Origin of the sequence: Tahibacter sp. (genome assembly GCF_032229445.1) — a bacterium.
In the GTDB taxonomy this organism is placed as follows: Bacteria; Pseudomonadota; Gammaproteobacteria; order Xanthomonadales; family Rhodanobacteraceae; genus Tahibacter.
The window spans coordinates 1-25,071 of record NZ_JAVTWC010000110.1 but is presented as its reverse complement, the minus strand read 5'-3'; the positions used below and the strand labels follow the sequence as shown (position 1 = coordinate 25,071).

At 66.7% G+C, this 25,071-nt stretch carries 22 protein-coding genes and 1 pseudogene; 16 read left to right on the top strand and 7 right to left on the bottom strand.

All coding sequences use genetic code 11. From position 1 onward, the window contains the following. Positions 1–34: 34 nt before the first annotated feature. On the bottom strand, positions 35–2,065 hold the full coding sequence (locus tag RUU78_RS20355; RefSeq protein WP_133821363.1) for a pyridoxal-dependent decarboxylase: 2,031 nt from the start codon (positions 2,063–2,065) through the stop codon (positions 35–37). 163 nt (positions 2,066–2,228) lie between these two features. Between RUU78_RS20355 and RUU78_RS20350 the strand changes: the two genes are divergently transcribed. The 15 genes and pseudogenes from RUU78_RS20350 to RUU78_RS20280 all read left to right on the top strand — a co-directional run bounded on the left by RUU78_RS20350 (position 2,229) and on the right by RUU78_RS20280 (position 19,680). Next, a complete protein-coding gene (locus RUU78_RS20350) occupies positions 2,229–3,527 on the top strand; it encodes a hypothetical protein (protein WP_313919511.1) in 1,299 nt (432 codons plus the stop codon). A 37-nt stretch (positions 3,528–3,564) separates the two neighbouring features. Then, positions 3,565–4,323: a cyclic nucleotide-binding domain-containing protein gene (locus RUU78_RS20345; RefSeq protein ID WP_313919517.1), complete on the top strand. Its 759-nt coding sequence runs from the start codon at positions 3,565–3,567 to the stop codon at positions 4,321–4,323. A 196-nt stretch (positions 4,324–4,519) separates the two neighbouring features. Beyond that, a pseudogene (moaA, locus tag RUU78_RS20340) lies at positions 4,520–5,503 on the top strand (GTP 3',8-cyclase MoaA). 3 nt (positions 5,504–5,506) lie between these two features. After that, a complete protein-coding gene (locus tag RUU78_RS20335; RefSeq protein WP_313919510.1) occupies positions 5,507–6,526 on the top strand; it encodes a molybdopterin-binding protein in 1,020 nt (339 codons plus the stop codon). Continuing rightward, entirely contained in the window at positions 6,519–7,772 is a 1,254-nt protein-coding gene (glp, locus tag RUU78_RS20330; RefSeq protein WP_313919509.1) for a gephyrin-like molybdotransferase Glp, read from the top strand. The genes RUU78_RS20335 and glp overlap by 8 nt, the downstream gene beginning before the upstream one ends. Continuing rightward, a complete protein-coding gene (locus tag RUU78_RS20325) occupies positions 7,769–8,029 on the top strand; it encodes a thiamine biosynthesis protein ThiS (protein ID WP_313919508.1) in 261 nt (86 codons plus the stop codon). The genes glp and RUU78_RS20325 overlap by 4 nt, the downstream gene beginning before the upstream one ends. A gap of 4 nt (positions 8,030–8,033) precedes the next feature. Beyond that, positions 8,034–8,594: a molybdenum cofactor biosynthesis protein MoaE gene (locus RUU78_RS20320; protein WP_313919507.1), complete on the top strand. Its 561-nt coding sequence runs from the start codon at positions 8,034–8,036 to the stop codon at positions 8,592–8,594. 43 nt (positions 8,595–8,637) lie between these two features. Beyond that, positions 8,638–8,991: a hypothetical protein gene (locus tag RUU78_RS20315; protein WP_313919506.1), complete on the top strand. Its 354-nt coding sequence runs from the start codon at positions 8,638–8,640 to the stop codon at positions 8,989–8,991. A gap of 268 nt (positions 8,992–9,259) precedes the next feature. Beyond that, positions 9,260–10,687, top strand: coding sequence for a NarK family nitrate/nitrite MFS transporter (locus RUU78_RS20310; protein WP_313919505.1), 1,428 nt, complete (start codon positions 9,260–9,262; stop codon positions 10,685–10,687). A 61-nt stretch (positions 10,688–10,748) separates the two neighbouring features. Next, on the top strand, positions 10,749–14,492 hold the full coding sequence (locus RUU78_RS20305; RefSeq protein WP_313919504.1) for a nitrate reductase subunit alpha: 3,744 nt from the start codon (positions 10,749–10,751) through the stop codon (positions 14,490–14,492). Further along, positions 14,492–16,039, top strand: a complete 1,548-nt coding sequence (narH, locus tag RUU78_RS20300; protein WP_313919503.1) for a nitrate reductase subunit beta — start codon at positions 14,492–14,494, stop codon at positions 16,037–16,039. Before RUU78_RS20305 ends, narH begins: the two co-directional genes overlap by 1 nt. Next, positions 16,036–16,722, top strand: coding sequence for a nitrate reductase molybdenum cofactor assembly chaperone (narJ, locus tag RUU78_RS20295; RefSeq protein WP_313919502.1), 687 nt, complete (start codon positions 16,036–16,038; stop codon positions 16,720–16,722). The genes narH and narJ overlap by 4 nt, the downstream gene beginning before the upstream one ends. After that, complete coding sequence (gene narI / locus RUU78_RS20290; protein ID WP_133821375.1) at positions 16,719–17,423, top strand: respiratory nitrate reductase subunit gamma; 705 nt, start codon at positions 16,719–16,721, stop codon at positions 17,421–17,423. Before narJ ends, narI begins: the two co-directional genes overlap by 4 nt. A 4-nt stretch (positions 17,424–17,427) precedes the next feature. Next, positions 17,428–18,327: a peptidylprolyl isomerase gene (locus tag RUU78_RS20285; protein ID WP_313919501.1), complete on the top strand. Its 900-nt coding sequence runs from the start codon at positions 17,428–17,430 to the stop codon at positions 18,325–18,327. A gap of 27 nt (positions 18,328–18,354) precedes the next feature. Continuing rightward, the gene (locus tag RUU78_RS20280; RefSeq protein WP_313919500.1) at positions 18,355–19,680 is read left to right on the top strand and encodes a nitrate/nitrite transporter; all 1,326 of its coding nucleotides are present in this window, start codon (positions 18,355–18,357) and stop codon (positions 19,678–19,680) included. A 47-nt stretch (positions 19,681–19,727) separates the two neighbouring features. On the opposite strand, the gene RUU78_RS20275 is transcribed toward RUU78_RS20280, so the two are convergent. Then, positions 19,728–20,105, bottom strand: a complete 378-nt coding sequence (locus tag RUU78_RS20275; protein WP_313919499.1) for a hypothetical protein — start codon at positions 20,103–20,105, stop codon at positions 19,728–19,730. Between the two features lie 105 nt (positions 20,106–20,210). Here RUU78_RS20275 and RUU78_RS20270 point away from each other — a divergent pair, with 105 nt between their 5' ends. Next, complete coding sequence (locus tag RUU78_RS20270) at positions 20,211–20,669, top strand: hypothetical protein (RefSeq protein ID WP_313919498.1); 459 nt, start codon at positions 20,211–20,213, stop codon at positions 20,667–20,669. 126 nt (positions 20,670–20,795) lie between these two features. On the opposite strand, the gene RUU78_RS20265 is transcribed toward RUU78_RS20270, so the two are convergent. The 5 genes from RUU78_RS20265 to RUU78_RS20245 all read right to left on the bottom strand — a co-directional run. Beyond that, a complete protein-coding gene (locus RUU78_RS20265) occupies positions 20,796–22,028 on the bottom strand; it encodes an NnrS family protein (RefSeq protein ID WP_313919497.1) in 1,233 nt (410 codons plus the stop codon). Continuing rightward, entirely contained in the window at positions 22,022–22,849 is an 828-nt protein-coding gene (locus RUU78_RS20260) for an ABC transporter ATP-binding protein (RefSeq protein WP_313919496.1), read from the bottom strand. The genes RUU78_RS20265 and RUU78_RS20260 overlap by 7 nt, the downstream gene beginning before the upstream one ends. Next, complete coding sequence (locus tag RUU78_RS20255) at positions 22,846–23,631, bottom strand: ABC transporter permease subunit (protein WP_133821380.1); 786 nt, start codon at positions 23,629–23,631, stop codon at positions 22,846–22,848. Before RUU78_RS20255 ends, RUU78_RS20260 begins: the two co-directional genes overlap by 4 nt. Positions 23,632–23,634: 3 nt before the next feature. Beyond that, a complete protein-coding gene (locus RUU78_RS20250; protein ID WP_133821381.1) occupies positions 23,635–24,633 on the bottom strand; it encodes an ABC transporter substrate-binding protein in 999 nt (332 codons plus the stop codon). A 21-nt stretch (positions 24,634–24,654) separates the two neighbouring features. Next, positions 24,655–25,071: hypothetical protein (locus RUU78_RS20245; RefSeq protein WP_313919495.1), on the bottom strand; the 417-nt coding region annotated here is incomplete at its 5' end.

Sequence of the window (25,071 nt, the reverse complement as noted above, 5' to 3'; positions counted from 1 at the left end):
CGGGCGTCGAAGGGCGTATCCGTGCGCCAGGCGTTCACGGTGCCGCGTGTCCGTCGCGTACGCGCAGCGCATGGATCTGCCGCGCCAGGAAGGCGAAATAGCCGTCGATGTAGCTGATACCGTTCTGCGTGTCGATGAGGTACGGATTCATCAAGGTGTGGCGCAGGATGACAAGGCGGCCCTCGCCGATCGGGCCGGCATCCAGCCCCAGCGCTGCAAGAATGCGCGCCGTGTCGGCGGTGCCGAGCAAATCGAAGCGCAGGCTGGTAACCGAACCGAAAAACTCCTTGAGCTGCAGCGGCTGGCGCGGATCGCTGCGCAGGCAGTCGTGCAGCGCGGCGACGAAGGCATTGGCCACTTCCAGCGAGCGATTGCCGCAGGGATTAAGCGCGAGGCAGACCAGGTTGCTGTCGGGTGCGAACGGCACGATCAGCTGCACGACGCCGGCCTGCTCGGCCGCAAAGCGCAGGGCGCGAGCGTGGAAGGCCTCGGCCGCGCGCACCGTGGCCCGCGGCAGGCGGCCGAAATGGGCGTGATCCAGCGGCAGCACCTTGTGCGTGACATAGACCGCGGCTGCGCTCGCGCCAGACTTGGAGCCTTCAGGGATGTACTGCCCCAGGTTGCGGTAGCGCTCCAGATAGTCCGGCGGCGTATCGGAATGAAAGACATAGTCGGCGCGCTCGGCCAGCAGAGCCATCGCGCGGTGATCGCGGCAGACGAAGGCGCCTGCGCCGTAAGGCAGATAGCCGAGCTTGTGCGGATCCACGGTCACCGAGTCGGTGTCGGCCAACGCAGCAAAGGCCGCATGCACCTCGGGCGCCGGAAACCGCGTGAACTCCGCGCCGACCTGCGCCGGCGTCCGTAGGCTGCCGTCCTCGGAGCGGAACAAAGTAGCCAGGTAGCCGCCCCAGGCCGCATCCACATGCACGCTGAAATCCAGTCCGCGGCGGCGCGAGCGGCGGCGTGCGGCTAGCACCGCGTCGACCGGATCCACCGTGCCGTATTCGGTGCCGCCGAGTACGGCGACGGCCAGCAGCACCGGCCGGCGTTCCCGCGCATGGCGCTCTAGCGCGGCTTCGAGTGCATCGGCATCCAGTCGCATGCCGCAGGTGGGAAGCAGCTCCAACTGGTCGCGGCCCAGCCCAAGGAGCTTGACGCCCTTGCTCCAGGAATAGTGCGCCGTGACCGGCGCCAGCACGCAGGGTTCGCTCAGCAGCGGATGCGCTGCGAAGAAGCCGTGCAGTCCGAGCTGCTCGATGCGCTGCGCCTCGACCTTCGCCCGCCAAGACGCACGGTGCGCCGCTGGCAGCGCAGCGAGCCAGGACTGCCAGCGCTGCAGTAGTGCGATCGAGTCCTCGCCCGACAGATTGAACGCGCTCCAGTCGTCCGGCGGCAGCTCCAGCTCTGCGGGGCCGGCGGCGCGCAGCGCGACCGGAAACGCCTTCAGCGCCAGGGCCAGACGCAGCGCCTGGTAGTTCGCCACCGTGCCGCCCGAGGTCAGATGGCCGAAGGCGCAGGCCGGCTGCTGCGGGTCGTGTGGATAACCGAGCATGCGCGCGAGCTGCAACCCGACCTGAACTTCCATGTCGACGGTGACCGGCGCGGCGTCCTCGCTCACGTTGTTGGGGTTGTACGGCAAGGTCAGTATCTGTGCGGCCAGGCCGGGCAGCAGCAGATCCGACACCATGTGGCCCATGTAACGCGGACTGTGAAACGGCACTGACTTTTTCAACGCCGCCGAAAGCTGGTGAAGTTCACGGCGCATGCGAGCTTCGAAATCCAGGTAGTCCGGCTGGCGCGCGGCGGCGGTGGTGATCGGCGGTGGATCTTCCGGGTGGAAGTTACGCCGCCAGTAGACATGGTCGCGCAGGAATTCGACGACCAGTTTTTCAAGCAGACTGTCGTTTTCTCCGTAAGGACCAAGGAAGCAGGCGTCAAGGGCGTAGTCGTGCGCGGCCGCCTCCGCTGGCCCGCTACAGGCGCCGGGTGTGGCAGCGGGTGTGCTGCCGCCGCCTCCAGCACCGCTGCAAGGCTCAGCGGATAGGTGACTGGATAAAGACGGCATGGCGGCACTCCGGATAGGTCAGCACAGATCCTGCGCAGAGGCGCGCGGCGCGGCACTGATCTGGATCAATTCCGGGGCCGGTGTGCGGCGGCGGGTGGTTTTTTCCGCGATGCGGATGATCTGGATCAACGCGCCGCGCGGTGATCCGGCGCAGACTGATCCCATGACCCCGACACGCCAGTCTGCCTTGGCTCCATGGCCGCCGCATTCCGGTCCGGATGCGGTATTTGTCGGATTTCCCGATCCGGCCCGGTTCTCGCCGGAATTGGGCGAATCCCAGTTCCGCAGCGCTGCGCGCCACAGCAACGAAGATCCGATGCCGCGGCTGCTGTCGCTGCATCTGCGCGTGCCCTTCGACGGGAATACGGCTGATTGCCCGGTTGCGCCTGGCGCCGACCGCGGGCGCAGCCACGCCTCTTTCTACCGCCTCGCGCGCGAATGCGAATTGGTGGCGCCGCTGTTCGACCGCGACCGCGACGTAGTGCAGCTGCAGCTCGACGGCTTGGCCGGCAAGGCAGCCAGTGACGGATTGGGCGAGCTGCTGCATGCCGTGTCGCGGCACTTCTTCCTGAGCCATGCGAGCACGCGCGAGTTCCTGATCGTGCTGCCTGATGGTGTCTACGGCGCGCGGGAACTCGCGGGCCTGGTCGACCTGGGCTTCAACCGCGTCCGTTTCCGCGCACTGCCGGCGGCTGCGGACCGCGATGCCACTGCGGTGCTGGAACGCAGCCTCGCCGCCGCGCGGGAGGCCGGCATGCGCTCGGCGGCCCTGGATCTCGTCTGTGGGCCGCCGGGTAGCGACGCCGACTTCGAGGCCGGCCTGCAGCAGCTCCTGGCGCTACGTGCGGACCGAATCCGCCTATGCTGCCCGGGTGGACCGGCATCGCTGGCCACCGCAGTTCCACTAGCCGACCGCGCGTGGCGTCACGCAGACGCGGTCAGCGCCTTGCTCGCCGCTGGCTATGAGGCGCTAGGCCTGGACGTCTTCGTTCTGCCGCAGGACGATTTGGCCCGCGCCCGCCAGAGCGGCCTGCTGCATCACAACGCGCTCGGCTATGTTCCCCAGGCACAGACCGACCTCGTCGGCCTCGGTGTGGGCGCGCGCAGTCGCATCGGCGATGCCTGCTTCGAGAATTGCCCCGACCTAACGGCCTGGGAAAGCAGCATCGACATGGGCGAATTGCCCGTCTGGCGCGGCCTTCAGCTGGATGCGGACGAGCGCCTACGCTGCGATCTGCTGCAGGCCCTGCTCTGTGCCGGCAGCATTGATCTTGTGCAGATGCAGGAACAGCACGGCATCGTGTTCGCGGAGTACTTCCGCGACGAGCTGGACACGCTGAAGCCGCTGCGGGAAGCGGGACTGCTGCACTACAACCTGGAGAACCTGCAGCTTGGGCCGCAAGGGCGGCTGGCCCTGCAAGCAATCTGCGCCCCGTTCGCTGTGGTCAGGCGCCGGCCGTGACCTTAGACCGAGTTCCTTGCTTGCTGACCATCTCCCGATGTCGCGCCCATTCATGAACCCGTTTCGCACCAAGCCGAACCCGATCACGGACGACGGCGACGGGCTCACATTCTGCAGTAGCTGCGCCTTCGCCGGCGTCTGCCACTCCGAGGGCTATGACAAGTCCGCACTGCAGGAGCTGCACTGCCTGGTACAGCATGTGGGGCCGTATCCTGCGGGCACGCTGCTTTTCCGCGAGGGCGATCCCTTCAATGCGATCGCCGCGGTGCGCTCCGGCATGGTCAAAACCTTCCGCATTGACGCCTCCGGGCGCAAGCAGGTGCTCGGTTTTTTCCTGCTCGGCGAAATCATCGGGTTGGATGCGATTCACGACGCACGCTTTCCCTGCAACGCCGTCGCGCTGGATACGGTCAGCCTGTGCCGCTTCTCGTTTCCCATGATGGCCACCCTGGCCACGCGCATGCCGGGCCTGCAAACGCAGCTGTTTCGGCTGCTGAGCCAGGACATCAACAAGGCCGCAGCGATGGCCGGTGACTTCAGCGCGGACGAGCGCATGGCGGCCTTCGTGTTGTCGATCTCGCGGCGCTTCGCCAGCCGCGGCTTCTCGCCGAACCGTTTCGCGCTGAGTATGTCGCGCACCGATATCGGCAACTACCTGCGGCTGGCGGCCGAAACCGTGTCGCGCGTGGTGCGGCGCTTCCAGGACGAAGGCCTGCTGCTGGTGGACCGGCGCGAGTTCGAAATTCTCGACATGGCCCGGCTGCGGTGTCTTGCCCTGCCGCTGCTGCGCGAATAATCGCCTGCGCTTGATCGTGATCAGTGCGGCGGCCGAACGCGCTGCCTAGAGTCACCGCATGGCCGCGCCCGGATGGCACTACGTAGACGCACCGCTGGTCGCCGGATTCCGGCGATGGCGGCCAGCCGCGATCGGCAACGGCGACCGGGGCCGGTGGACAACGGCCGGCCTTTCCTGCTTTGGAAAGGATTGAAAGATGGCAGCCCTCATCGACGGCTACGGCCGACGCTTTCCGTACCTGCGGCTCTCGCTGATCGAGGCCTGCAATTTCCGCTGCAGCTACTGCCTGCCCCGGGGCTACCAGCCGCGTCCTGGACTGGCACCTCTGCTCACTGTGGCGGAGATAGGCCGGCTGGTCCGGGCCTTCGCGCGGCTGGGCATGAGCAAGCTGCGGTTCACCGGCGGCGAGCCCAGCCTGCGCCATGATTTGAGCGAGATCATCGCCGCCGTCGCCGCCGTGCCCGGCGTGGCCAAAGTCGCGTTGACCAGCAATGGCGTGCTACTGTAGCGGCGCATCGCCGAGTGGCAGGCCGCCGGTCTCACGCATCTGAATGTCAGCGTCGACGCGCTGGACCGCGCGCGTTTCGCCGCGATCACTGGCCACGACCGCCTGCCGCAGATCCTCGACGGCATCGAGCGCGCGCTTGCACTGGGCCTCACAGCAGTCAAGCTCAACGCGGTGCTGCTCCGCGGACTCAACGACGACCAGCTGCCGGCCTTCCTCGATTACGTGCGCACGCGTCGCGTCGGCCTGCGCTTCATTGAGCTGATGCAGACCGGCGACAACCTCGCCTATTTCCGGCGCCACCACTACCGCGCCGAAACCCTGGAACAGACGCTGCTGGCACAGGGCTGGCAGTTGCATCCGCGCGCGCCGGACGCCGGCCCCGCGCGCGATTACGCCCATCCGGACTACGCCGGTCACATCGGCATCATCGCGCCGTATTCGCGCGATTTCTGCGCCGGCTGCAACCGCCTTCGCGTCACCGCAGCCGGCGACCTGCGCCTGTGCCTGTTCGGCAACGCAGGCATTCCACTGCGACAGTTGCTGCAGGCCGACGCGCAGGCCAACGAACTTCAGGCTACGTTGATAAGCCAGCTCGGCCTGAAGGCCGCCGGTCACGGCTTGCACCGGGGCGAGACCGGCGTTACCCCGCATCTTGCGTCGATCGGAGGCTGAACCATGCCCTTGAACCAGACCCCCTGCGTGGGTTTCCAGATGCCCGACTTGCGCCGCGAACGCCCGGTGCAGCGGCGCGCCGTCGCTACCGGTGAACTGCAGGTCGGCTCTGCCTATTCTGCTCTCGTCGAGCGCCGCCTGCCGCGCGGCGACGCGCTGCTGCTGGCCCAGGTGGCCGGGCTCCAAGGCGCCAGGAATGTGGCCCAGCTGATTCCACTGCATTCGTTGCCAACGCCAGACTACGTCGAGCTTCGCTGCCTGCCGCTGCCCGGCGAGGACGCCGTGCGCGTCTATTGCGAGGTCACTGGCACGGCCTGCGGAAGCCTGGCGCTGGAAGCCCTGGCCGGCGTCAACGCTGCTCTGCTCTGCCTCTGCGACCAGCTCGAAGTCCTACAGCCGGCGCTGTGCCTGCGCGAGGTCCGCCTGCTGTTTGACGAAGGCGGTCCGCAGGGCCTGCGAATCCATCCGCGCGGGCTGGATGAGGACGAGCGCGAACACTATCTGCCGCAGGCCGCGTCCGGTCTCGCCGGTGCGCGCTGTGCGGTGATCACGCTCAGTGACCGCGCTCAGGCTGGTACCTATGCCGACCGTTCCGGACCGCTGCTGGTCGAGGCGCTGCAGTCGCTCGGCGCCGTCGTCGCCGATGTCGTTCTGCTGCCCGACGGCGTGGAGCCACTGGCGACGCGGCTGAAAGCGCTGGCCACGGCTGGCGCCGAACTGGTGCTGTGCACCGGCGGTACCGGCTTCGGGCCACGCGATCTAAGTCCCGAAGCCCTTCGCGCGGTGGCCGACCGGCCGGTGCCGGGCCTGGGTGAACTACTGCGCAGCGAAAGCCGCCATCACACTGAACTGGCCTGGCTGTCGCGGGCTGAGGCTGGCCTGATCGGGCGCTGCCTGGTCGTCACCCTGCCCGGTAGTCCACGTGCCGTGGCCCAGGGCATGGCCATACTCGGTCCGTTGCTGGCACATGCCCGCGCAATGCTGCGTGGCGAGCCCCATCCAGATGGACGCAACCATGCTTGATGTCGATGCTGCTCTCGCACTGATCCATCAGGGGCTGCATCGCGGTCCGACCGAAGCGCTGGCACCACGCGCGGCCCTGGGCCGCGTGCTGGCCCAGGCCGTGTACAGCGGCGAGGACCTGCCACCATTCGACAACGCGGCGATGGACGGTTTCGCCCTGCCGCTGGGTGCACGCACGGCCCAGGCCGGCGAGGAATTCGCCGTGCAGGGGGAACAGGCGGCCGGTGACGCGGCGCGATCCGCACAGGTTGCCTGCGCCATCATGACTGGCGCGCGCCTGCCCGACGGGCTCGACGCAGTCGTCCCGCTGGAACAGGTACGCGTGCTTGCCCACGATGTGCAGGGCGGTGCGCAGCGCATCGTCCTGACGGTCGCGGTGGCGCCGGGCCAGCACTGCCGCCGCCGGGGCGAGGATATTTGCCGCGGCGAACCCGCGTTGCCGGCCGGCTGCCGGATCGGACCGCCCCAACTCGCACTGCTGGCTGGAATCGGCTGCGCCCAGGTCTCCGTAGTAAAGGCACCCAGATTGACGTTGTTCTGCACCGGCCGCGAACTCGTTGACGACCCGGCGCGGGCGCTGGGTTCAGGCGAGATCCGCAACAGCAATGGCCCCTATCTCGCCGCGGCCGCTGCCGCGGCCGGCACCGAACTGCTACGCGAAGTCACTGTGGCGGACGAGCCGGCCTCGCTGCAGCACGCCATTACCGACGCAGTGGCCGACGGGGCGCGCCTGATCCTGAGCACCGGCGCGGTATCGGCCGGTCGTTACGACTTCGTGCCCGAAGTGCTGGGCGCGCTTCGTGCCGATATTGTTTTCCACAAGTTGCGCATGCGCCCGGGCAAACCGCTGCTGTTTGCGCGACTGCCCGGCGGTACGCTGTATTTCGGCTTACCCGGAAATCCGGCCTCCTGCGCCGTCGGATTCCGCTTCTTCGTCTGCGCGGCCGTGCGCGCGCTGCTGGGCCTTGCCGCCGAACGGCCGTGGCGTCTGCCGTTAGTGCAAGAGGCTAGCAAGAAAGCGGGATTCGCCCTCTACCAGAAGGCCAGCTTGACATTCGATCGGGACGGCCGCGCCGGCGTGCGTCTGCTGTCGGGCCAGGAATCCTTCAAGGTCCATTCCCTGGCCCATGCGCAGGGCTGGGCCATGCTACCGGCAGCGGCGGAGCATCTGCCAGCGGGAACGTCCGTCGACTTTCACGGCAGTGCGCACTGGGGCCTGCACCTGGATACGGAGAGCGCCGCATGAAGATCCAGCTAACCCTGTTCGGCTGCTTCAGCGAGTTCGAACCCGGCTCCGTACTGGAACTGGATCTCGCCGACGCCGCGAACCTCACCGACGTGCGCGCGGCCATCGACGACTACGGCCGTCGCCACTGGCCGCGCTATCGTCCGGGTCTGCTCGGTGCCTCGGTCCTGGCCAGCGAAAGCGAACTGCTGTGCGACGAGGCGGCAGTCCCGGCGGACGGTCGGCTGGTGTTGCTGCCGCCAGTCTGCGGCGGCTGAGCCCATGCAGAACAATCCGTGTTTCCAACTCTTGCTACCCGCCATCAGCGAACAGGCGCTGGACCCGGCCGCCGCGCTGGAATTCGTCGCCGACGCTAATTTTGGGGCCACGACCCTGTTTCTGGGCCGGGTGCGCGCGCTCAACCTCGGCCGCGCCGTGAGCGGCATCAGCTACAGCCTGTTCGCACCGCTAGTGCTGCGCGTGTTCGAGCGAGCCTGCTGCGACGCCGCCGCCGCGTTCGGCCCGCAATTGCGCCTGCATGTCTCGCACAGCCACGGCCAGCTGCAGGTCGGCGATCTGGCCGTGGTCGTCGCTGCCGGCGCACCTCATCGCGACCAGGCCTTTCGTGCCTGCCGCAAGATCATCGAAATCGTCAAACACCAGGCACCGATCTGGAAAAAGGAACACTACGCGGACGGCGACAGCGAATGGAGCGAGGGGTGCGCGCTGTGTTCTCCGGCGACGCCGTCTGCGCTTTCGACGGCACAGGCAGCAACACAAACCACCGCAGCGACGACGACGCCATTGGCAAGAGCAGCAGATACACACGGCGACGGGCTCTGAACGCGCCGACCCTCCCGCCTCCCAACCTCGCCCAGGACCCCCCATGAAACTGCAACTCCACGGCCAGCGCCTGCGCTTTCGCATCGACGAGGCGGAGCTGGCCCGCCTGCTCGACGGCCAGACCCTGTCCGACCAAACCCGGCTCGGTCCGGTGCAGCTGCACGAACGTCGCTTGCACCTGCACGATGGCACTACGGCGGCGCTGGACTGGAAGGACGGCAACTTGGCGCTGACGCTGCCGCGCACCGCCATCGAGGACTACGTCACCGGCCTGCCCCGCCGCGACGCCCTGCGCTTTGTCCTCGGCGAAGGCGAGGCTGCGCTGCACCTGGATTTCGATGTCGACGTGCGTGACAGCATGCGCACGCGTCGGCCGCAGGCAGCGCTCCAGCCCTGATCCACCGCCGGCCCCGTCCCGGCCGTGTCTGACCGAGATCAGACCCGCCGGCGCAACGAATGCCCTGTCGTTAACCCGCATTGCTCGCGCCCGTTCGTAGCGCAGGACGCAGGCGGCGGTGGGTTGCGCGCGCCGCCGCACTCCCGGGTGCCGTGACACCTTGCCGCACACGGCAGCGGGTTTAGATGACCCAAATCAGTGTGATCCGCCGACGAGTTGCCAAAACTGCAGCCGATTCCACGGCCCTCGCCGAGGAGCGGATCTTGCGATGAGCAGCCCAGGCAGCGAAACCCGCAGTGTGAGCTCGGCCGCGCCTCGCGCCGCGGGACAGATCGAGCACTGGGACCCGGAGAATCCGGCGTTCTGGGACAGCCAGGGACGCCGCATCGCAAACCGCAATCTGTGGCTGTCGATACCAGCGCTGCTGCTGGCCTTCGCGGTCTGGATGATGTTCTCGGCCGTCGCGGTCAGCCTGCCGCGCGTTGGCTTCAACTTCGATACGGACCAGCTGTTTTGGCTCGCCGCACTGCCAGCCTTGTCGGGCGCGACCCTGCGCATCTTCTACAGCTTCATGGTGCCGCTGTTCGGCGGTCGGCGCTGGACTGCGATCTCCACTGCGAGCCTGCTGCTGCCGGCGATGTGGCTGGCCTTCGCCGTCGCCGATCCAACAACGCCGTACTGGCACTTCGTGGCCATCGCAGTTCTCTGTGGCTTGGGCGGCGGCAATTTCGCCTCGTCGATGTCGAACATCAGCTTCTTCTTTCCCAAGGCCCGGCAAGGCTATGCCCTGGGCATGAACGCCGGCCTGGGCAATCTGGGCGTGTCGGCGGTGCAGTTCGTGATTCCGCTCGTCACAGGCTTCGCCCTGTTTGGCAGCCTTGCGGGTGGACCGCAGACAGCCGCCGACGGCCGCCAGCTGTTCCTGCAGAACGCCGGCCTGGTCTGGGTACCCTTCATTTTCGCCGCTGCGGTGGCGGCCTGGTTCGGCATGAATGATCTGCAGGCGTCGAGGTCGAGTTTCGCCGAGCAGTCGGTCATTTTCCGGCGCAAACACAACTGGCTGATGTGCTGGCTCTACGTGGGCACGTTCGGTAGCTTCATCGGCTTCTCCGCCGGCTTCCCTATGCTCAGCAAGACCTTGTTCCCTGGGGTCGATGCGCTGAAGTACGCGTTTCTCGGCCCCCTGGTCGGCGCGCTGATGCGCTCGGCCGGCGGCGCCATCGCCGACCGCGTGGGGGGCGCCCTGCTCACCCTGGTCGTATTCATCGGCATGGCAGTGGCGGTGCTCGGCGTCATGGTCTTCCTGCCAGGCACCGCCGGCGGCGGCAGCTTCGGCGGGTTCCTGGCCATGTTCCTGCTGCTGTTCGTGCTGTCGGGCGTCGGCAATGCCAGCACATTCCGCATGATTCCAGTGATCTTCCGCGCCGGGCACGAGCGCGCACTGCCGGCGGATGCGGACGCGAGCCAGCGCGCGGCCGCGCTGCGCCGCGCCAGCATCGAGTCGGCGGCGGTCATCGGGTTCTCGTCGGCGATCGGCGCCTACGGCGGGTTCTTCATTCCCAAGAGCTTCGGCTCGTCGCTGGCGCTGACCGGCGGCGCCGAGGCGGCGCTGTGCGGCTTCACCGTTTTCTACCTCAGCTGCATCGCGATCACGTGGTGGTGGTACTTCCGCCGCGGCGCGGAATGTCCGTGCTGATCCATCCGCAACGGCTAGCGGCATACGCCGGCAGAGCAAGGCTTCCTATGGAGACCCAGCCATGAGTTATTTTCTCGACCGTCTGAACTTCTTCAAGCCGGCCTCCGAGCCGTTCTCGGACGGGCACGGTGCCGCGCGTCGGGAGGATCGCAGCTGGGAAGATAGCTATCGCAGGCGCTGGCAGTACGACAAGATCGTGCGTTCGACCCACGGCGTGAACTGCACCGGCTCGTGCAGCTGGAAGGTCTACGTCAAGAACGGGCTGGTGACGTGGGAGACGCAGCAGACCGACTATCCGCGGACGCGGCCGGACCTGCCCAATCACGAGCCGCGCGGCTGCCCCCGCGGCGCCAGCTATTCCTGGTACCTCTACAGCGCCAACCGGGTGAAATATCCGCTGGTGCGCTCGGCCCTGCTCAAGCTCTGGCGCGAGGCCCGCCGCACCCGTGCGCCCGTCGAGGCCTGGGCCAGCATCATCGCGGATCCGGAGCAGTCGCGGAGCTACAAGTCCAAGCGCGGAATGGGCGGCTTCGTGCGGTCGAGCTGGGACGAAGTCAACGAGATCATTGCCGCCGCCAACCTGCACACGGTCAAGGCATTCGGCCCGGATCGCGTTGTCGGCTTCTCGCCGATTCCGGCGATGTCGATGGTCAGCTACGCGGCCGGCGCGCGGTATCTGTCGCTGCTCGGCGGCGCCTGCCTGTCCTTCTACGATTGGTACTGCGACCTGCCGCCGTCGAGCCCACAAGTCTGGGGCGAGCAGACCGATGTGCCCGAATCGGCAGACTGGTACAACAGCCGCTACCTCATCGCCTGGGGCTCGAACGTTCCGCAGACGCGCACGCCGGATGCCCACTTCTTCACCGAGGCGCGTTACAACGGCACGAAGACGGTGGCGATAACGCCGGACTATTCCGAGGTAGCCAAGCTCACTGATCATTGGCTGCATCCCAAGCAAGGTACCGACGCGGCGCTGGCCTTTGCCATGGGTCACGTGATCCTGCGCGAGTTCCATGTCGACAATCCCTCGCCCTACTTCACCGCCTATTGCCGCCAGTACAGCGACATGCCGCTGCTCGTCCGGCTCGAGCGCCGGCCCGATGGGCGTCTTGTGCCGGAACGCTTTCTGCGCGCGGCCGACCTGGGCGGTCTCGGCGAACGCAATAATCCGGAATGGAAGACCCTGGCCTATGACGAGATCAGCGGAGCGCTCGTCGTGCCCAACGGCTCGGTCGGCTTCCGCTGGGGCGAGAAGGGCAAGTGGAACATCGAGGAAAAAGACAGCGCCGGCCGCGCCACGCTTCTGCGCCTGAGTCTGGCCGGCGTCCACGATGGCCTGGAGCCCGTGAGCTTTCCGTACTTCGGCGGCGTAGAGCATGCGTACTGGATCGAATCCAAGTTTGAGGACGTGCTGGAACGCACGATCCCGGTTCGCCGCCTTGCGCTCGGTGACGGCAAGGAATGGCTGGTCGCGACCGTCTACGATCTGCTGCTGGCGCAGTACGGCGTGGACCGCGGTTTCGGCGGGGGCCATGTCGCTGCGAGCTACGACGACAACGTGCCCGGCACGCCGGCTTGGCAGGAGAAAATCACCGGTGTACCGCGTGCCGACGTAATCCAGATCGCGCGCGAGTTCGCGCGCACCGCAGACAAGACCCGCGGCCGCGCCATGATCATCGTCGGGGCGGCGATGAACCACTGGTTCCACAACGACATGAACTATCGCGGGCTCATCAACATGCTCGTGATGTGCGGCTGCGTCGGCCAATCCGGCGGCGGCTGGGCGCACTACGTTGGCCAGGAAAAACTGCGCCCGCAGTCGGGCTGGACGCCGGTGGCCTTCGGCCTGGACTGGAGCAAGCCGCCGCGGCAGATGAACGGCACCAGTTTTTTCTACTTCAACAGTAGCCAATATCGCTATGAAAAGCTCGGCGTGGAGGAAATCCTCTCGCCGCTGGCCGATCGCTCGCGCCATACCGGATCGCTTGCCGACTACAACCTGCGTGCGGTGCGCATGGGCTGGCTGCCGGCGGTTCCGCAGCTCAACACCAATCCGCTGCAACTGATGCGCGAGGCTGAGAAAGCCGGCATCCCTCCCGTGGACTACGTTGTCGGCAAGCTCAAGGACGGTAGCCTCGATTTCGCATTCGCCGACCCGGAGGCGCCGGAGAACTATCCGCGCAATCTGTTCATCTGGCGTTCCAACCTGCTCGGCAGTTCGGGCAAGGGGCACGAGTACATGCTCAAGCATCTGCTCGGTACCCGCCACGGCCTGCAGGGCAAGGATCTTGGCGAACGCGGCGCCACCAAGCCCGAAGAAGTGAAATGGCGCGACGAGGCGCCGGAAGGCAAGCTCGATCTTCTTGTCACGCTCGATTTCCGCATGTGCACTACGGCGCTCTACAGCGACATCGTGCTGCCGACCGCAACTTGGTACGAGAAGGACGACCTCAACACTTCCGACATGCATCCGTTCATTCACCCGCTGTCCAAGGCGGTGGATCCGGCTTGGGAGGCGCGTTCGGACTGGGAGATCTTCAAGGGCATCGCGCGCGGCGTCAGCGCGATGGCACCCGGCGTGCTCGGCGTCGAGAAAGATCTTGTGCTGGTGCCGACGCTGCACGACACGCCGAACGAGATCGCCATGCCCTACGGCGTCACTGACTGGAAGAAGGGCGAGTGCGAGCTCATACCCGGCAAGACCGCACCGAGCATGGTCGTGGTCGAGCGCGACTATCCGAATCTCTACCGGAAATTCACCTCGCTCGGTCCGCTGCTCGACCAGCAGGGCAACGGCGGCAAAGGCATGAGCTGGGAAACCGGCCACGAGGTCGAGTTCCTCGCCCGCCTCAACCGCGAAGTCGCCGAACCAGGCGTAAGCCAGGGCCGCCCGCGCCTGGACACAGCGATCGACGTTGCAGAGGCGATTCTGCATCTCGCGCCGGAAACCAACGGCCATGTCGCCGTCAAAGCGTGGAAGTCGCTCGAGAGTTTCACCGGACGCAGCCATACCCACCTGGCCGAAGGCAAGGAGCACGAGGCGATCCGCTTCCGCGACATCCAGGCGCAGCCCCGCAAGATCATTTCCTCGCCGATCTGGTCCGGACTGGAAGACGACAACGTCAGCTACAACGCGAGCTACACCAACGTGCACGAGCTGATCCCCTGGCGCACGCTGACTGGCCGCCAGCAGTTCTACCAGGACCACGAATGGATGCGCGACTTCGGCGAAGGCCTCATGAGCTATCGCCCGCCGGTCGACACCAAGACGATCAAGCCCATATTCGGCAAGAAGCCCAACGGCAACACCGAAATCGTACTGAACTGGATCACGCCGCACCAGAAGTGGGGCATCCACAGCACCTACAGCGACAACCTGATCATGCAGACGTTGTCGCGCGGTGGTCCCATCGTCTGGCTCAGCGAGGATGACGCGAAACGCGCTGGCATCGAGGACAACGACTGGATAGAGCTTTTCAACGTCAACGGCGCCATCGCAGCGCGCGCGGTGGTCAGCCAGCGCGTGATGAACGGCATCGCGATGATGTATCACGCGCAGGAGCGCATCATTAACACGCCCGGTTCCGAGATCACCGGCACCCGCGGCGGCATCCACAATTCTGTGACCCGCGTGGTGGTCAAGCCCACGCACATGATCGGCGGCTACGCCCAGCTCGCCTACGGCTTCAACTACTACGGCACGGTGGGCACCAACCGTGACGAACTCGTAATCGTGCGCAAGATGAGCACAGTCGACTGGCTCGACGGAGAACCCGTGCCGCCATCGGCCAAGGAGGTGGCGTGATGAAAGTCCGTGCCCAAATCGCGATGGTCCTCAACCTCGACAAGTGCATCGGCTGCCATACCTGCTCGATCACCTGCAAGAATGTCTGGACCTCGCGCGAAGGCGTCGAGTACGCCTGGTTTAACAACGTCGAAACGAAGCCCGGCGTGGGCTATCCCAAGGAATGGGAAAACCAGCAGAAGTGGAACGGCGGCTGGGTCCGCGACGGTGCCGGCCGACTGCAGCTCAAGGCCGGTGGTCGCTTCCGCCTGCTCGCTAAGATCTTCGCCAATCCCGATCTGCCTCAGATCGACGACTACTACGAGCCGTTCGACTTCGACTACCAGCATCTGCACCAAGCGCCGGAGGGCCAGCACCAACCGACGGCGCGTCCGCGCTCGCTGATCAGCGGCGAACGCATGCAGAAAATCCACTGGGGACCGAATTGGGAGGAAATTCTCGGTACCGAGTTCGCCAAGCGCTCCAAGGACACGAACTTCGACGGCGTGCAGCGCGAGATCTACGGTGCGTTCGAGAAGACCTTCATGATGTATCTGCCGCGCCTGTGCGAGCACTGCCTTAATCCGGCCTGCGTCGCATCGTGCCCCAGCGGCGCGATCTACAAGCGCGAGGAGGACGGCATCGTCCTGATCGACCAGGACAAGTGCCGCGGTTGGCGCATGTGCGTCTCGGCCTGCCCATACAAGAAGATCTATTACAACTGGAAATCAGGTAAATCAGAGAAATGCATCTTTTGCTATCCGCGCATTGAGATGGGCGAGCCGACCGTGTGCGCCGAGACCTGCGTCGGACGAATCCGCTATCTCGGCGTCCTTCTCTATGACGCCGACCGCATCGAAGCCGCCGCTAACGTGGCCAACGAGAAGGAACTCTATCCGGCGCACCTGGACGTGTTCCTCGACCCGCGCGATCCGGAGATCGTCGCGGCTGCGCGCGCCGAAGGCATTCCCGACAGCTGGCTGGACGCTGCGCAGGCCTCGCCGGTCTACAAGCTCGCGATCGACTGGAAGCTCGCGCTGCCGCTACACCCGGAATACCGCACCCTGCCGATGGTCTGGTACGTGCCGCCTCTGTCGCCGATCCAGTCGGCCGCCGATGCGGGCCGTATCGGCAAGAACGGCGAACTCCCCGACGTCTCTTCGCTGCGTATCCCGGTGCGCTACTTGGCCAACCTGCTGACGGCCGGCGACGAACGGCCCGTCGTCGTGGCGCTGGAACGCATGCTCGCGATGCGCGCCTGGCGCCGCGCGATGAACGTGGACGGCGTGGAGGACGACGAGGTGCTCGCTCAGGTCGGCCTTACCCGCGCGCAGGCCGAGGAAATGTACCGGTACCTTGCGATCGCGAACTACGAGGACCGCTTCGTCATACCCAGCGCCCACCGCGAATACGCCAACGACGCCTTTGGCGAACGCGGCGGGTGCGGCTTCACCTTCGGCGAGGGCTGCTCGCCTGGTTCCGACGGCGCCGCCTTGTTCGGCGGGCGGGCCACGACGACCTTCCAAGTGCCGCCTGCGCGCCAGAAATCCGAGAGGGAGCGAGCATGAAAGTCCTGAAACTGGTCGGCGTACTGCTGGACTATCCGCAAGACGAACTGTGGTCGCATCGCGACGCGCTGCTGCAGGCCTGCATCGAGTGCGCTCTGCCGCCCGCGTCGGCGCATCGGCTGCAGGTGTTCGCGCAGGCGCTGCTCGCGCTGGAACCCATGGCAGCACAGGAACGCTGGCTGGGTCTGTTCGACCGCGGCCGCGCCATGAGCCTGCTGCTGTTCGAGCACATCCACGGCGAATCGCGCGACCGGGGCCAGGCCATGGTCGACCTGATCGAAACTTACCGCCGCGGCGGTCTTGAACTCGACGCGCGCGAGCTTCCCGACTACCTGCCCTTGGTGCTCGAGTACCTTTCCGGGCGACCCGAGGCCGAGGTCGTCGACTGGCTTGGCCATGTTGCGCAGATCGTCGCGCTGCTGGCGGGGCGCGCCGCAGAGCGCGAAAGCCCTTACGCGACACTGCTCGAAATCCTGGTGGAGATTAGCCAGGGCAAGGTTGATCTCGCCCTGATGCGACGCAAAGCCCGCGACGAAACGCGCGATGACACGCCCGAGGCCATAGACCGTGTGTGGGAGGAAGAGGCCGTGCGCTTCGGTGTCGAGCCCCCCCAGGACGGGTGCTCACCGCCGCGCCGGCTACCGGCCGGCGCCCACCCGCACGAATCGCAGGTGAGTCCATGAACGCCGTTAACTACATCATGTTCCAGATCTTTCCGTACGTCGCACTGGCCGTGTTCGCGATCGGCTGCTGGGCGCGCTTCGATCATGGCGCCTACACCTGGCGCAGCGGCTCAAGCCAGCTGCTGTCGAGCAGGTGGATGCGACTGGGCAGCAACGCGTTCCACATCGGCGTCCTGGCCATCCTCGGCGGCCACCTGGTCGGCCTGCTCACGCCGCATTCGGTCTATGAGCACTTCATGACGAGTGGCCAGAAGCAGCTCCTCGCGATGGTGGTCGGCGGCCTGTTCGGCCTGCTCTGCCTCGTCGGCATGAGCCTGCTGCTCGTGCGCCGCATCGCCAACGCGCGCATCCGCGCCACCGGCAGCGGCCGCGATCTTGCCGTCCTGGTATTGCTTTTTGCGCAGCTCCTCCTCGGTCTCGGCTCCATCGTCGTCTCCGCCGGCCACATGGACGGCTCGCAGATGGTGAAGCTCGGCGAATGGGCGCAGCACATCGTCACCTTGCGCGGCGGCGCCGCCGACTACGTGGCTGACGCCCACTGGATCTACAAGGCGCACGTCACGCTGGGGCTTACCCTGATCCTGATCACGCCGTTCACGCGGCTGGTCCACGTCTGGAGCATTCCACTGGGCTACGTCGTCCGCCCATACCAGATCGTGCGCCGCCGCACGGCGCCGCTCGACTACTCCAGCCGCCGGTGACGCCATGCGAACGACCATTCCCATCCTGCTGGACAGCCGCCCGCAACGGGCTACCGGTCCCGGCGAAACGCCCCGCCCTGGGCTCGCCGGACACGACACCGACAGCTCGCCGAGCCGTCCACCGCCGGGTCCGGCGCCTGTCTTCGTTCATGTCGGCGCCACCGCGATCAGCGAAGCGGAGATCGCGCGCGAGATGCAGCACCACCGCGCAGACCATCCGCAACGGGCACGCGCCGATGCCGCCCGGGCGTTGGTCGTGCGCGAGTTGCTGAGGCTGGAAATCCACCGCCTCAGCCTGGCCGGTGCGGCACGGCCCGAAGGCCCAGAGACGCACGAAGAGGCCGAGGTTGCGCTGCTGATCGAACGCGAAGTGCCGACACCAGCACCCGAGGAAGCCGACTGCCGCCGTTATTTCGACGCGAACCGCGACCGCATGCATGAAGCAGACGCCGCTCGCGTGCGCCACATCCTGCTTCCAGCACTGCCCGGCGATGGCGCCGGCCGCAACAAGGCACGCGAGCTCGGCGAACAGCTGATTGATCAGCTCCGGCGGGAACCGGCGCGCTTCGAACAACTCGCACGCCTGCATTCGGCCTGTCCTTCCCGCAACGAGGGCGGCAATCTCGGATGGGTTTCATCCGGCGACACCGTGCCGGAATTCGAGCGCCAGGTGTTCCGCCTCAAGCCGGGGCTGGCCGGTCTGACCGTCGAGAGTCGTTACGGCCATCACGTCGTTGTGCTGGATGAGCACAGACCCGGCCAGCCCCTGTCTTTTGCCGCCTGTCGCGAGCGCATCGCCACCTACCTCGAAACCCAGGTCAAGCAGAACGCACTGCACCAGTACCTCAACATCCTGGCCGAGCGGCACGGCGTCCGCGGCCTGGAGATGTTTGAGGCTGCCTGATTTCCTTCGCCGGCAAGCATTCCCTCCATGAACTCACCCTCCCCCGCACAGCAACAGACTGCCCTTTGGGCCGGTACCGCCGCCTTCACTGTGAGTTTTGCGGTTTGGACGATCTTTTCCATCATCGGCGTACAGATCAAAGCCGAGCTGGGCCTGAACGACACTCAGTTCGGCCTGCTCGTCGCTACGCCCATCCTCACTGGCTCGCTCTCGCGCATTTTCCTGGGCGTGTGGACCGAGCAACTCGGCGGGCGCCTCATTTTCAGTGCCGTGATGCTGGCCGGCGCCGGCGCCACCTGGCTGCTGACCTGGGCGGACACTTATCCGACCTATCTGCTGGCTGCGCTCGGCGTCGGCATCGCCGGCGGCAGTTTCACCGTCGTGATCACGTATGTCTCGAAGTGGTTTCCCAAGGAGCGCCAGGGAACAGCGCTGGGCATCGTCGGCGCGGGCAACATCGGTTCGGCCGTGACTAAGCTGTTCGCGCCGCTGGTGATGGTGGCCGTGGGCTGGCATGGAGTCGCGCGCATCTGGGCGGTGGCGCTAGCGGTCTCTGCCGTCATCTTCTACTTGGTCACCAGTGACGAGCCCGACGTCGTCGAGCGACGCGCCAAGGGTGTGCAGGCAGTGCCTTTCCTGGTGCAGTTGCAGCCGCTGAGAAACCTGCAGGTCTGGCGCTTCTCGCTCTACTATTTCTTCGTGTTCGGCGCTTTCGTCGCGCTGGCACTTTGGCTCCCGCGCTACCTAGTCGGCGCTTACGGACTTGACCTGAAGACTGCCGGCATGATTGCCGCGGCCTACTCGATTCCGGCCAGCCTGTTCCGCGTTGTCGGCGGCTGGGCCTCGGACAGATACGGCGCCCGCAAGGTGATGTACTGGACCTTTATCGGCTCGGTGATCTGCACTTTCCTGCTGTCCTACCCGAGCACGAGCTATGTCGTGCAGGGCATCAAGGGCCCCATTGCATTCACTCTGGCCGTCGGCGTCCTGCCCTTCACCATGCTGGTGTTCGCGCTCGGGTTCTTCATGTCGCTGGGAAAAGCCGCGGTCTACAAGCACATACCGGTCTACTACCCGGATAACGTTGGTTCGGTGGCCGGCGTGGTAGGCATGATCGGCGGCCTCGGCGGCTTCATCCTGCCCATCGCGTTCGGCGTGTTGAACGACCTGATCGGCGTATGGACGAGCTGCTTCATGCTGCTGTTCGTGCTGGTTGCGATAGCCCTGACCTGGATGCATTTCGCAATACGCCGCATGGAGCTCGCCCGCCATCCGCAGGTGGCGCGCGACACCGACCTGCCGGAGATCATGCAGGTGGCAGGCAGCGCGCCGGCGCTGCGTAGAGACGGTTAGATTGCCCGCGTTGTGATCGCAACGTGGGCAATGCGACCGCCGTCGGATCAGCCACCGATCAACGGACGGCTGTGGTCGCCGAGATGCGACAGCAGCAGGAACCCGGACATCAGCAGCGCATTCAGCGCCCAGGCCACGGTGAGGAAGCGCGCCACCTGGCCGTAGCGCAGATCGCGGACATTGTCAGCGTTCACCCAGACCAGCCGGGTGATCAGCAGCGAATAGGAAGCGAACCCCGCCAGCGCCAGCGCGAACAGCGGAGTGCCCGTTTTGTCGAAGGCGAACAGTATCGCCGCGAACAGTAACTGGCTGCAGAACACGCCGTAGATCCAGAACACCCGCCACAGCGGCCGGGTGCCGCGCGTTTCCGGCGATAGCCATGTCGGCAGCGCGTGATGAACAGAATCAATTGAGTCGGCGTTCATGGCAACCCTCCAGGTAGTGAGTGATGCGACGCACTGCTGCGCGCGCGCCTGGGTGCAGCGAATGGAACTTACGACCGCGAGCCGGGCAGCGCAAGGCGGCGCCTGTTGCCGCTGAAAAACATCGGTCGCCAAGTCTTTCCCGCGGGCAGCCGGTCGGCGCAATGCCAGCGCCGCGGCGGCTCAGCGGCGTTGCAGATGAACCAGGTTTCCAACCTTGTCCACGGCGAGAAAGCGGGCAATCTGTCCACCCTTGATCTGCTCGACCATCATGCGCATGGGCTGCACGGCCTCGTCGCCATTCGGCGGATGCCCGCCGCGGCCAGACAAAGCCGCGACGAACAGCAGATGCCAGTCCGCTCCGGCCGCGCGCGACTCCTCGGACAGCGCCGCGAAATTCGCTATTTCCTCTGGACGCTTGTCGACGCATACGACGGGCGCCAGCGCGCCGCCCTCGCCGCGTTCGAACGCACGCTGCTCGGTTTCGGCGGCGTCGGGCGGCAGCTCAGCCGCAGCGAACACGAGCAGCAATCGCTGGGGTTCGGGCTGCGACCGGGCAGCCTGTAGCAGATCATCGAAGGTTACGAGTTCCATCAGCTCCCCCACGTAGTCATTGCAGATCATTGACAGTATTCACGTTGAATCATTGCTGCATCCGCGTAGTCGGGTGCATCGGCGACGCCCGCCGGCGCCTCATTCCGGTGCCCGTGGCCCCACGCACCCCCAGGCGCCGTCACCACGACGACGTGCAAGGTCGACGCCACCCCGCCACAGCCATAGGACGAAACCCGACGACCACAGGAAACCCGCGCACCACCATAGAGGTAGTGCGTGCAGTCCAGCCATGCCGGCCAGCGCGCGCACCAGCGCTGCGCCGAGCAGCATCAGCGCCGCCAGCGGCAACCAGCGCCCTTCGTCCGGGGACAAACCGATATGCGTACGGCCGGCGATGCAGAACACGACGAACACGCCCTGCCCAAGTGCGCCGACGGCGAGCACGTGCAGGCCGGCGCTCGGTGGAATCGAGGCGCCCAGACGCGCAGCACCGTCGAGCAGATAACCCAGCCCCAGCAGCCAGGGCAGCGTGTACAGCAGCGCCACCCAGCGCCGCGCCAGCACTCGCGTATGCGGCCAGTCGCCGAGCAGCCCTAGACTGGCTGCCCCCGCGCCGAGCCCCAGCCAGCCGGCGACACCCTGCGCCCCGGCGAGGACCGCGAGTGCATGCAGGACGATCAACAGCGCTGCGATATGCCGGCGCGGTGGCCGCTCCAGATAGTCTGGCTCGGCGCCGGCTTCCTCGAGGCAGCAGTTGACCACACGCATCGAGATACGCGCCAATGTCAGCACGATCAGCAGCAGCATCAAATGCAGGATGAGGCGCAGGCCGGCCAACGGATCCGCAAACAGGACGCCGCCGATCGCCAGGTCAAGGCTGCACAGCGTCGCTGCCAGCAGCACGGCGGCCAGCGCCGCCCAGAGATCGAGTTGACGCCGCGCTGGATCCTGCCAGATCGCGCGCGTCAGCACGAGCAGCAGCCACAGGCACAGTGCCGTCTGGAGCAGAGCCAGCGGCCAGACGCCAATCAGCACGATCGCCGCCGCCGCCGCGCGGGCGCCGAGCCAGAGCGCGAACAAACCCAGTGAAATGCGCCGGCCGAAGCCACGGGCGCTGGTGAATTCGGGCACAGCAGTCAGGCTGAAGCCGATCACTGATGCGAGGCCGAAACCGAGGATCAACTCGTGCGCGTGCCAAGCCGTTGCGCCACCGGGAAATGCCGGTGCGCGTAACCGGCCGCCCAGCACGGCCAGCCACGCCGGAACGTACAGCGCGGCGACGGCCGCCCCGGCGAGGAAGAATGGTCGCAGTCCGCACTGCCAAAGCGGCCACCGCAGCAATTGCAGGTACGCGGTCCGTAAAGTCAGCATGCCTGACGATCCGGCGCAGGGGTCGCAAGGCAGTGGTGCTGAAACCACGCCGTCTCCGGTGCACGATCCGTGGCCTCCACCCGTTCGTCCGGCGGCAGACCGAAGGCAGAGCGAAAGCCGGTGTCGGCGAGCAGGGCCGTCTCAAGCGCCAGCACGTCACGCTCGCTGCGATCGGTTGCCCTCAACGCAGGCTGCAGCGCGAGCAGCGGACGGCCCGGCTGTCCGCCGAGCACCAGAAGCCGATCGGCGAGGCGCAGCGCCTCGCGCGGGCTGTGCGTGATCATCAGCATCGTGCAGCCCAGGCGCAGGCATTCCCTCAGCAGCCATTGTTCGAGTTCATGCCGCAGTCCGATGTCAAGCGCCGCGAAGGGCTCGTCGAGCAGCAGCAGATCGGGTTCGATCGCCAGCGCCCGGGCCAGTGCGACGCGGCTTCGCATGCCCCCCGACAGGGCGGCGGGATAAAGTGCCAAGTCCGCGGCCGACAGGCCGAGCCGCGCGCCTAGCGCCGTCGCGGCAGCGCGGCGCTCGATCCGTCTGACGCCGCGCGCCTTGAGCCCCAGCGCAATGTTATCGAGCGCGCTGCGCCAAGCCAGAAGTCGGGGTTCCTGGAACACCATGCCCAAATTCTGCCAGCCGCGCTCGATTGTTCCCTCGCCGATCTCGAGCAGACCGGCCGTCGCCTGCAGCAGGGTCGACTTGCCGCACCCCGAAGGCCCGAGCACCGCCAGAGACTCCCCTCGCTCCAGTGTCAGGTCCATCGGCGCCAGCGCGCGCCGCGCGCCGTAGCGGTGCCCGAAACCGCGAATTCGGAGCAGGCTCACCGCGCCACCTCGCGCCAGCGTTCGAGTTCGCGCTTGACCGGTTCCAGCAGGCCGTACTCGACTAGCAGCAATGCCAGCAGGACACAGAGCACCCAGGCCAGCGCTGTCGTCATGTCAAGTTGCGTGCGCGCGTCGGCCAGTGCCGCGCCGATGCCGTCACTGCTGGTCAGGAGTTCGGCCATCACAGCCACTTTCCAGCTCGTGCCCAGCGCTGTAGTTGCTGCGGGGAACAACCAGGCGAGCAAGTGCGGCAGCTCCACTTCGATCACACGCGGGCGCCAGGACAGACCGAATGCACGCGCCATCGCCGACAGTGCCGTATCACGGGTGAGCATGCCCTGGAGCGTGGCTCCGAATACCACGGGCAAAGCAGCCGCACAGACGGTGAACACCGGAGTGCCGTCGCCGCTGCCCAGCCACAGCAGCGCGAGCACCAGCCAGGCGATCGGCGGCATTCCCAGCAGCACCGTGACCAGCGGGCGTGCCAGCAGCGCGCCCGCTCGCGAAATTCCGGCCAGGACCCCGGCCGCGCAGCCGATGCCCAGCGCCAGGGCAAAACCCGCCAGCGCGCGGCGCGCTGTGACCAGGAACTCCGGCCATAGCACGCCGGCCTCCAGCAGCGAGTACAGGCGTGCGAATGCGTCCAGCGGCGCGGGCAGCAACAACGGCCCCAGCCGCTCGGCCGCGAGCTGCCACCCCGCAACGAGCAGGGCAAGTCCAGCGGCGGCGCTCCATCCGCTCCAGAGCCAGGCGATCCAAGCACGCAAGAGCCGCAGGGTCATGGGCTAGCCACTATAGAAGCCCGACTCGGGCAGCCGTCCGCCGATCAGTCCTGGTCGATGGGCGAGCAACCGGCCGAGGAACGCCTCGAGCTCGGGACGCGCCTGCGCGGCGTTCACCGCCTCCAGGCGACTGTGCCCCAGCGAGTCCGCGACGGCGGCCGCGTCCAACCGTCCGCTGCGCCGGGCCACGATCGCGCCGCAATCCTGCGGCGCCGCCATGCATTCGCCCAGCGCACGTGCATGAGCTTGCGCGAATTCGGCACACAACCCCCCGTCGTCGACGGCCGCACCCACGGCGACGATACCGGCCTGGGGCAGTCGTGCCGGTCCCAGGCCGGCGTCGGCCCAGGCCTGCTGCAGATCCAGCGTCCTGTACAGCTCGGGCGCGAACAGCGAAACAATGCCGCTGCGACTACGCGCCAGCACCATCGATACAGCCGGCTCGGCCAGCAACGCGTGATCAAGGCGACGGCTCAGCAACAGCTGCACCGCATCGAGTGGCGAGGCCAAGTAGCGCAGGCGCAGCTCGCGACGTGCTTCGACACCCTGCGCCGCGGCAAGCTGAGTCAGCACGATCTCGGGCATATCGCCGCGAAACGGTACGCCCAGTTCCTCATCGCCCAGGTCGGCCAGCCGGTCCAGCGAGGGCCGGCGCGAGACCAGATAAAGCAGTCCCCAGGCACTGATGCATTGCAGTCGCAGCATCAGGCCGCGGTTGTACAAGGTGGCGGCTACGTTGCTGGGCATGGCGATGAAATCGGCACGCCCTTCCAGGGCGATCAGGCGCAACTCGTCGGGATCACGCCACGGCAGGAACTCGATGCGTTCGGCCAGCGACCCGAACTCAGCACGCTCGGCCATCCACAGTAGCGGAAACGAAACCGAGGCCCAGGGACCGGAAAGGCGCAGGATCCGCGGCCGCAACTGGGCGCGCAGACTCGGAGGCGAGGCCAGGGCCGCGAGTGCGGCGGCAGACGCGTGCAGAAAGCGGCGGCGATGCATGGTGGACTCCGTGGAGGATTGTCAGAACCGCGCCAGCCAGCTGAGCTGCAGGCTGCGGCCGGGCGCCGGCGGTTCGGCGCCGGTGAGCCCGTCGGTGAGATGTTCGTGATAGTTCCGGTCGGCAAGATTGCGCAGAGCCAGGTGCAGGCGATGCCCGTCACGCTGCCAGGTCAATTCGGCATCGGCGGTGACGAAGCCGGCGGTCGGGTCCTCGCTGCCGCGGGCGAACACACGGGCCACACGCTCCTGGCGCCGGACCGCGCGCGCCCGGAACTCTCCGTCGAGGCGCCCGCTGAGCAGGGTGCCGACGTGGCCGTCCCAGCCCAGGCTGAGTTCGTCAGCGGGCATCTGGAACAAGGGCTCGTCGAGATCTCGGTTGTGGCCTCGCAGGCGGCTGGCCTCCAGGCTCAGCCACTGCTCGGTAGCGACCTGCCGGCG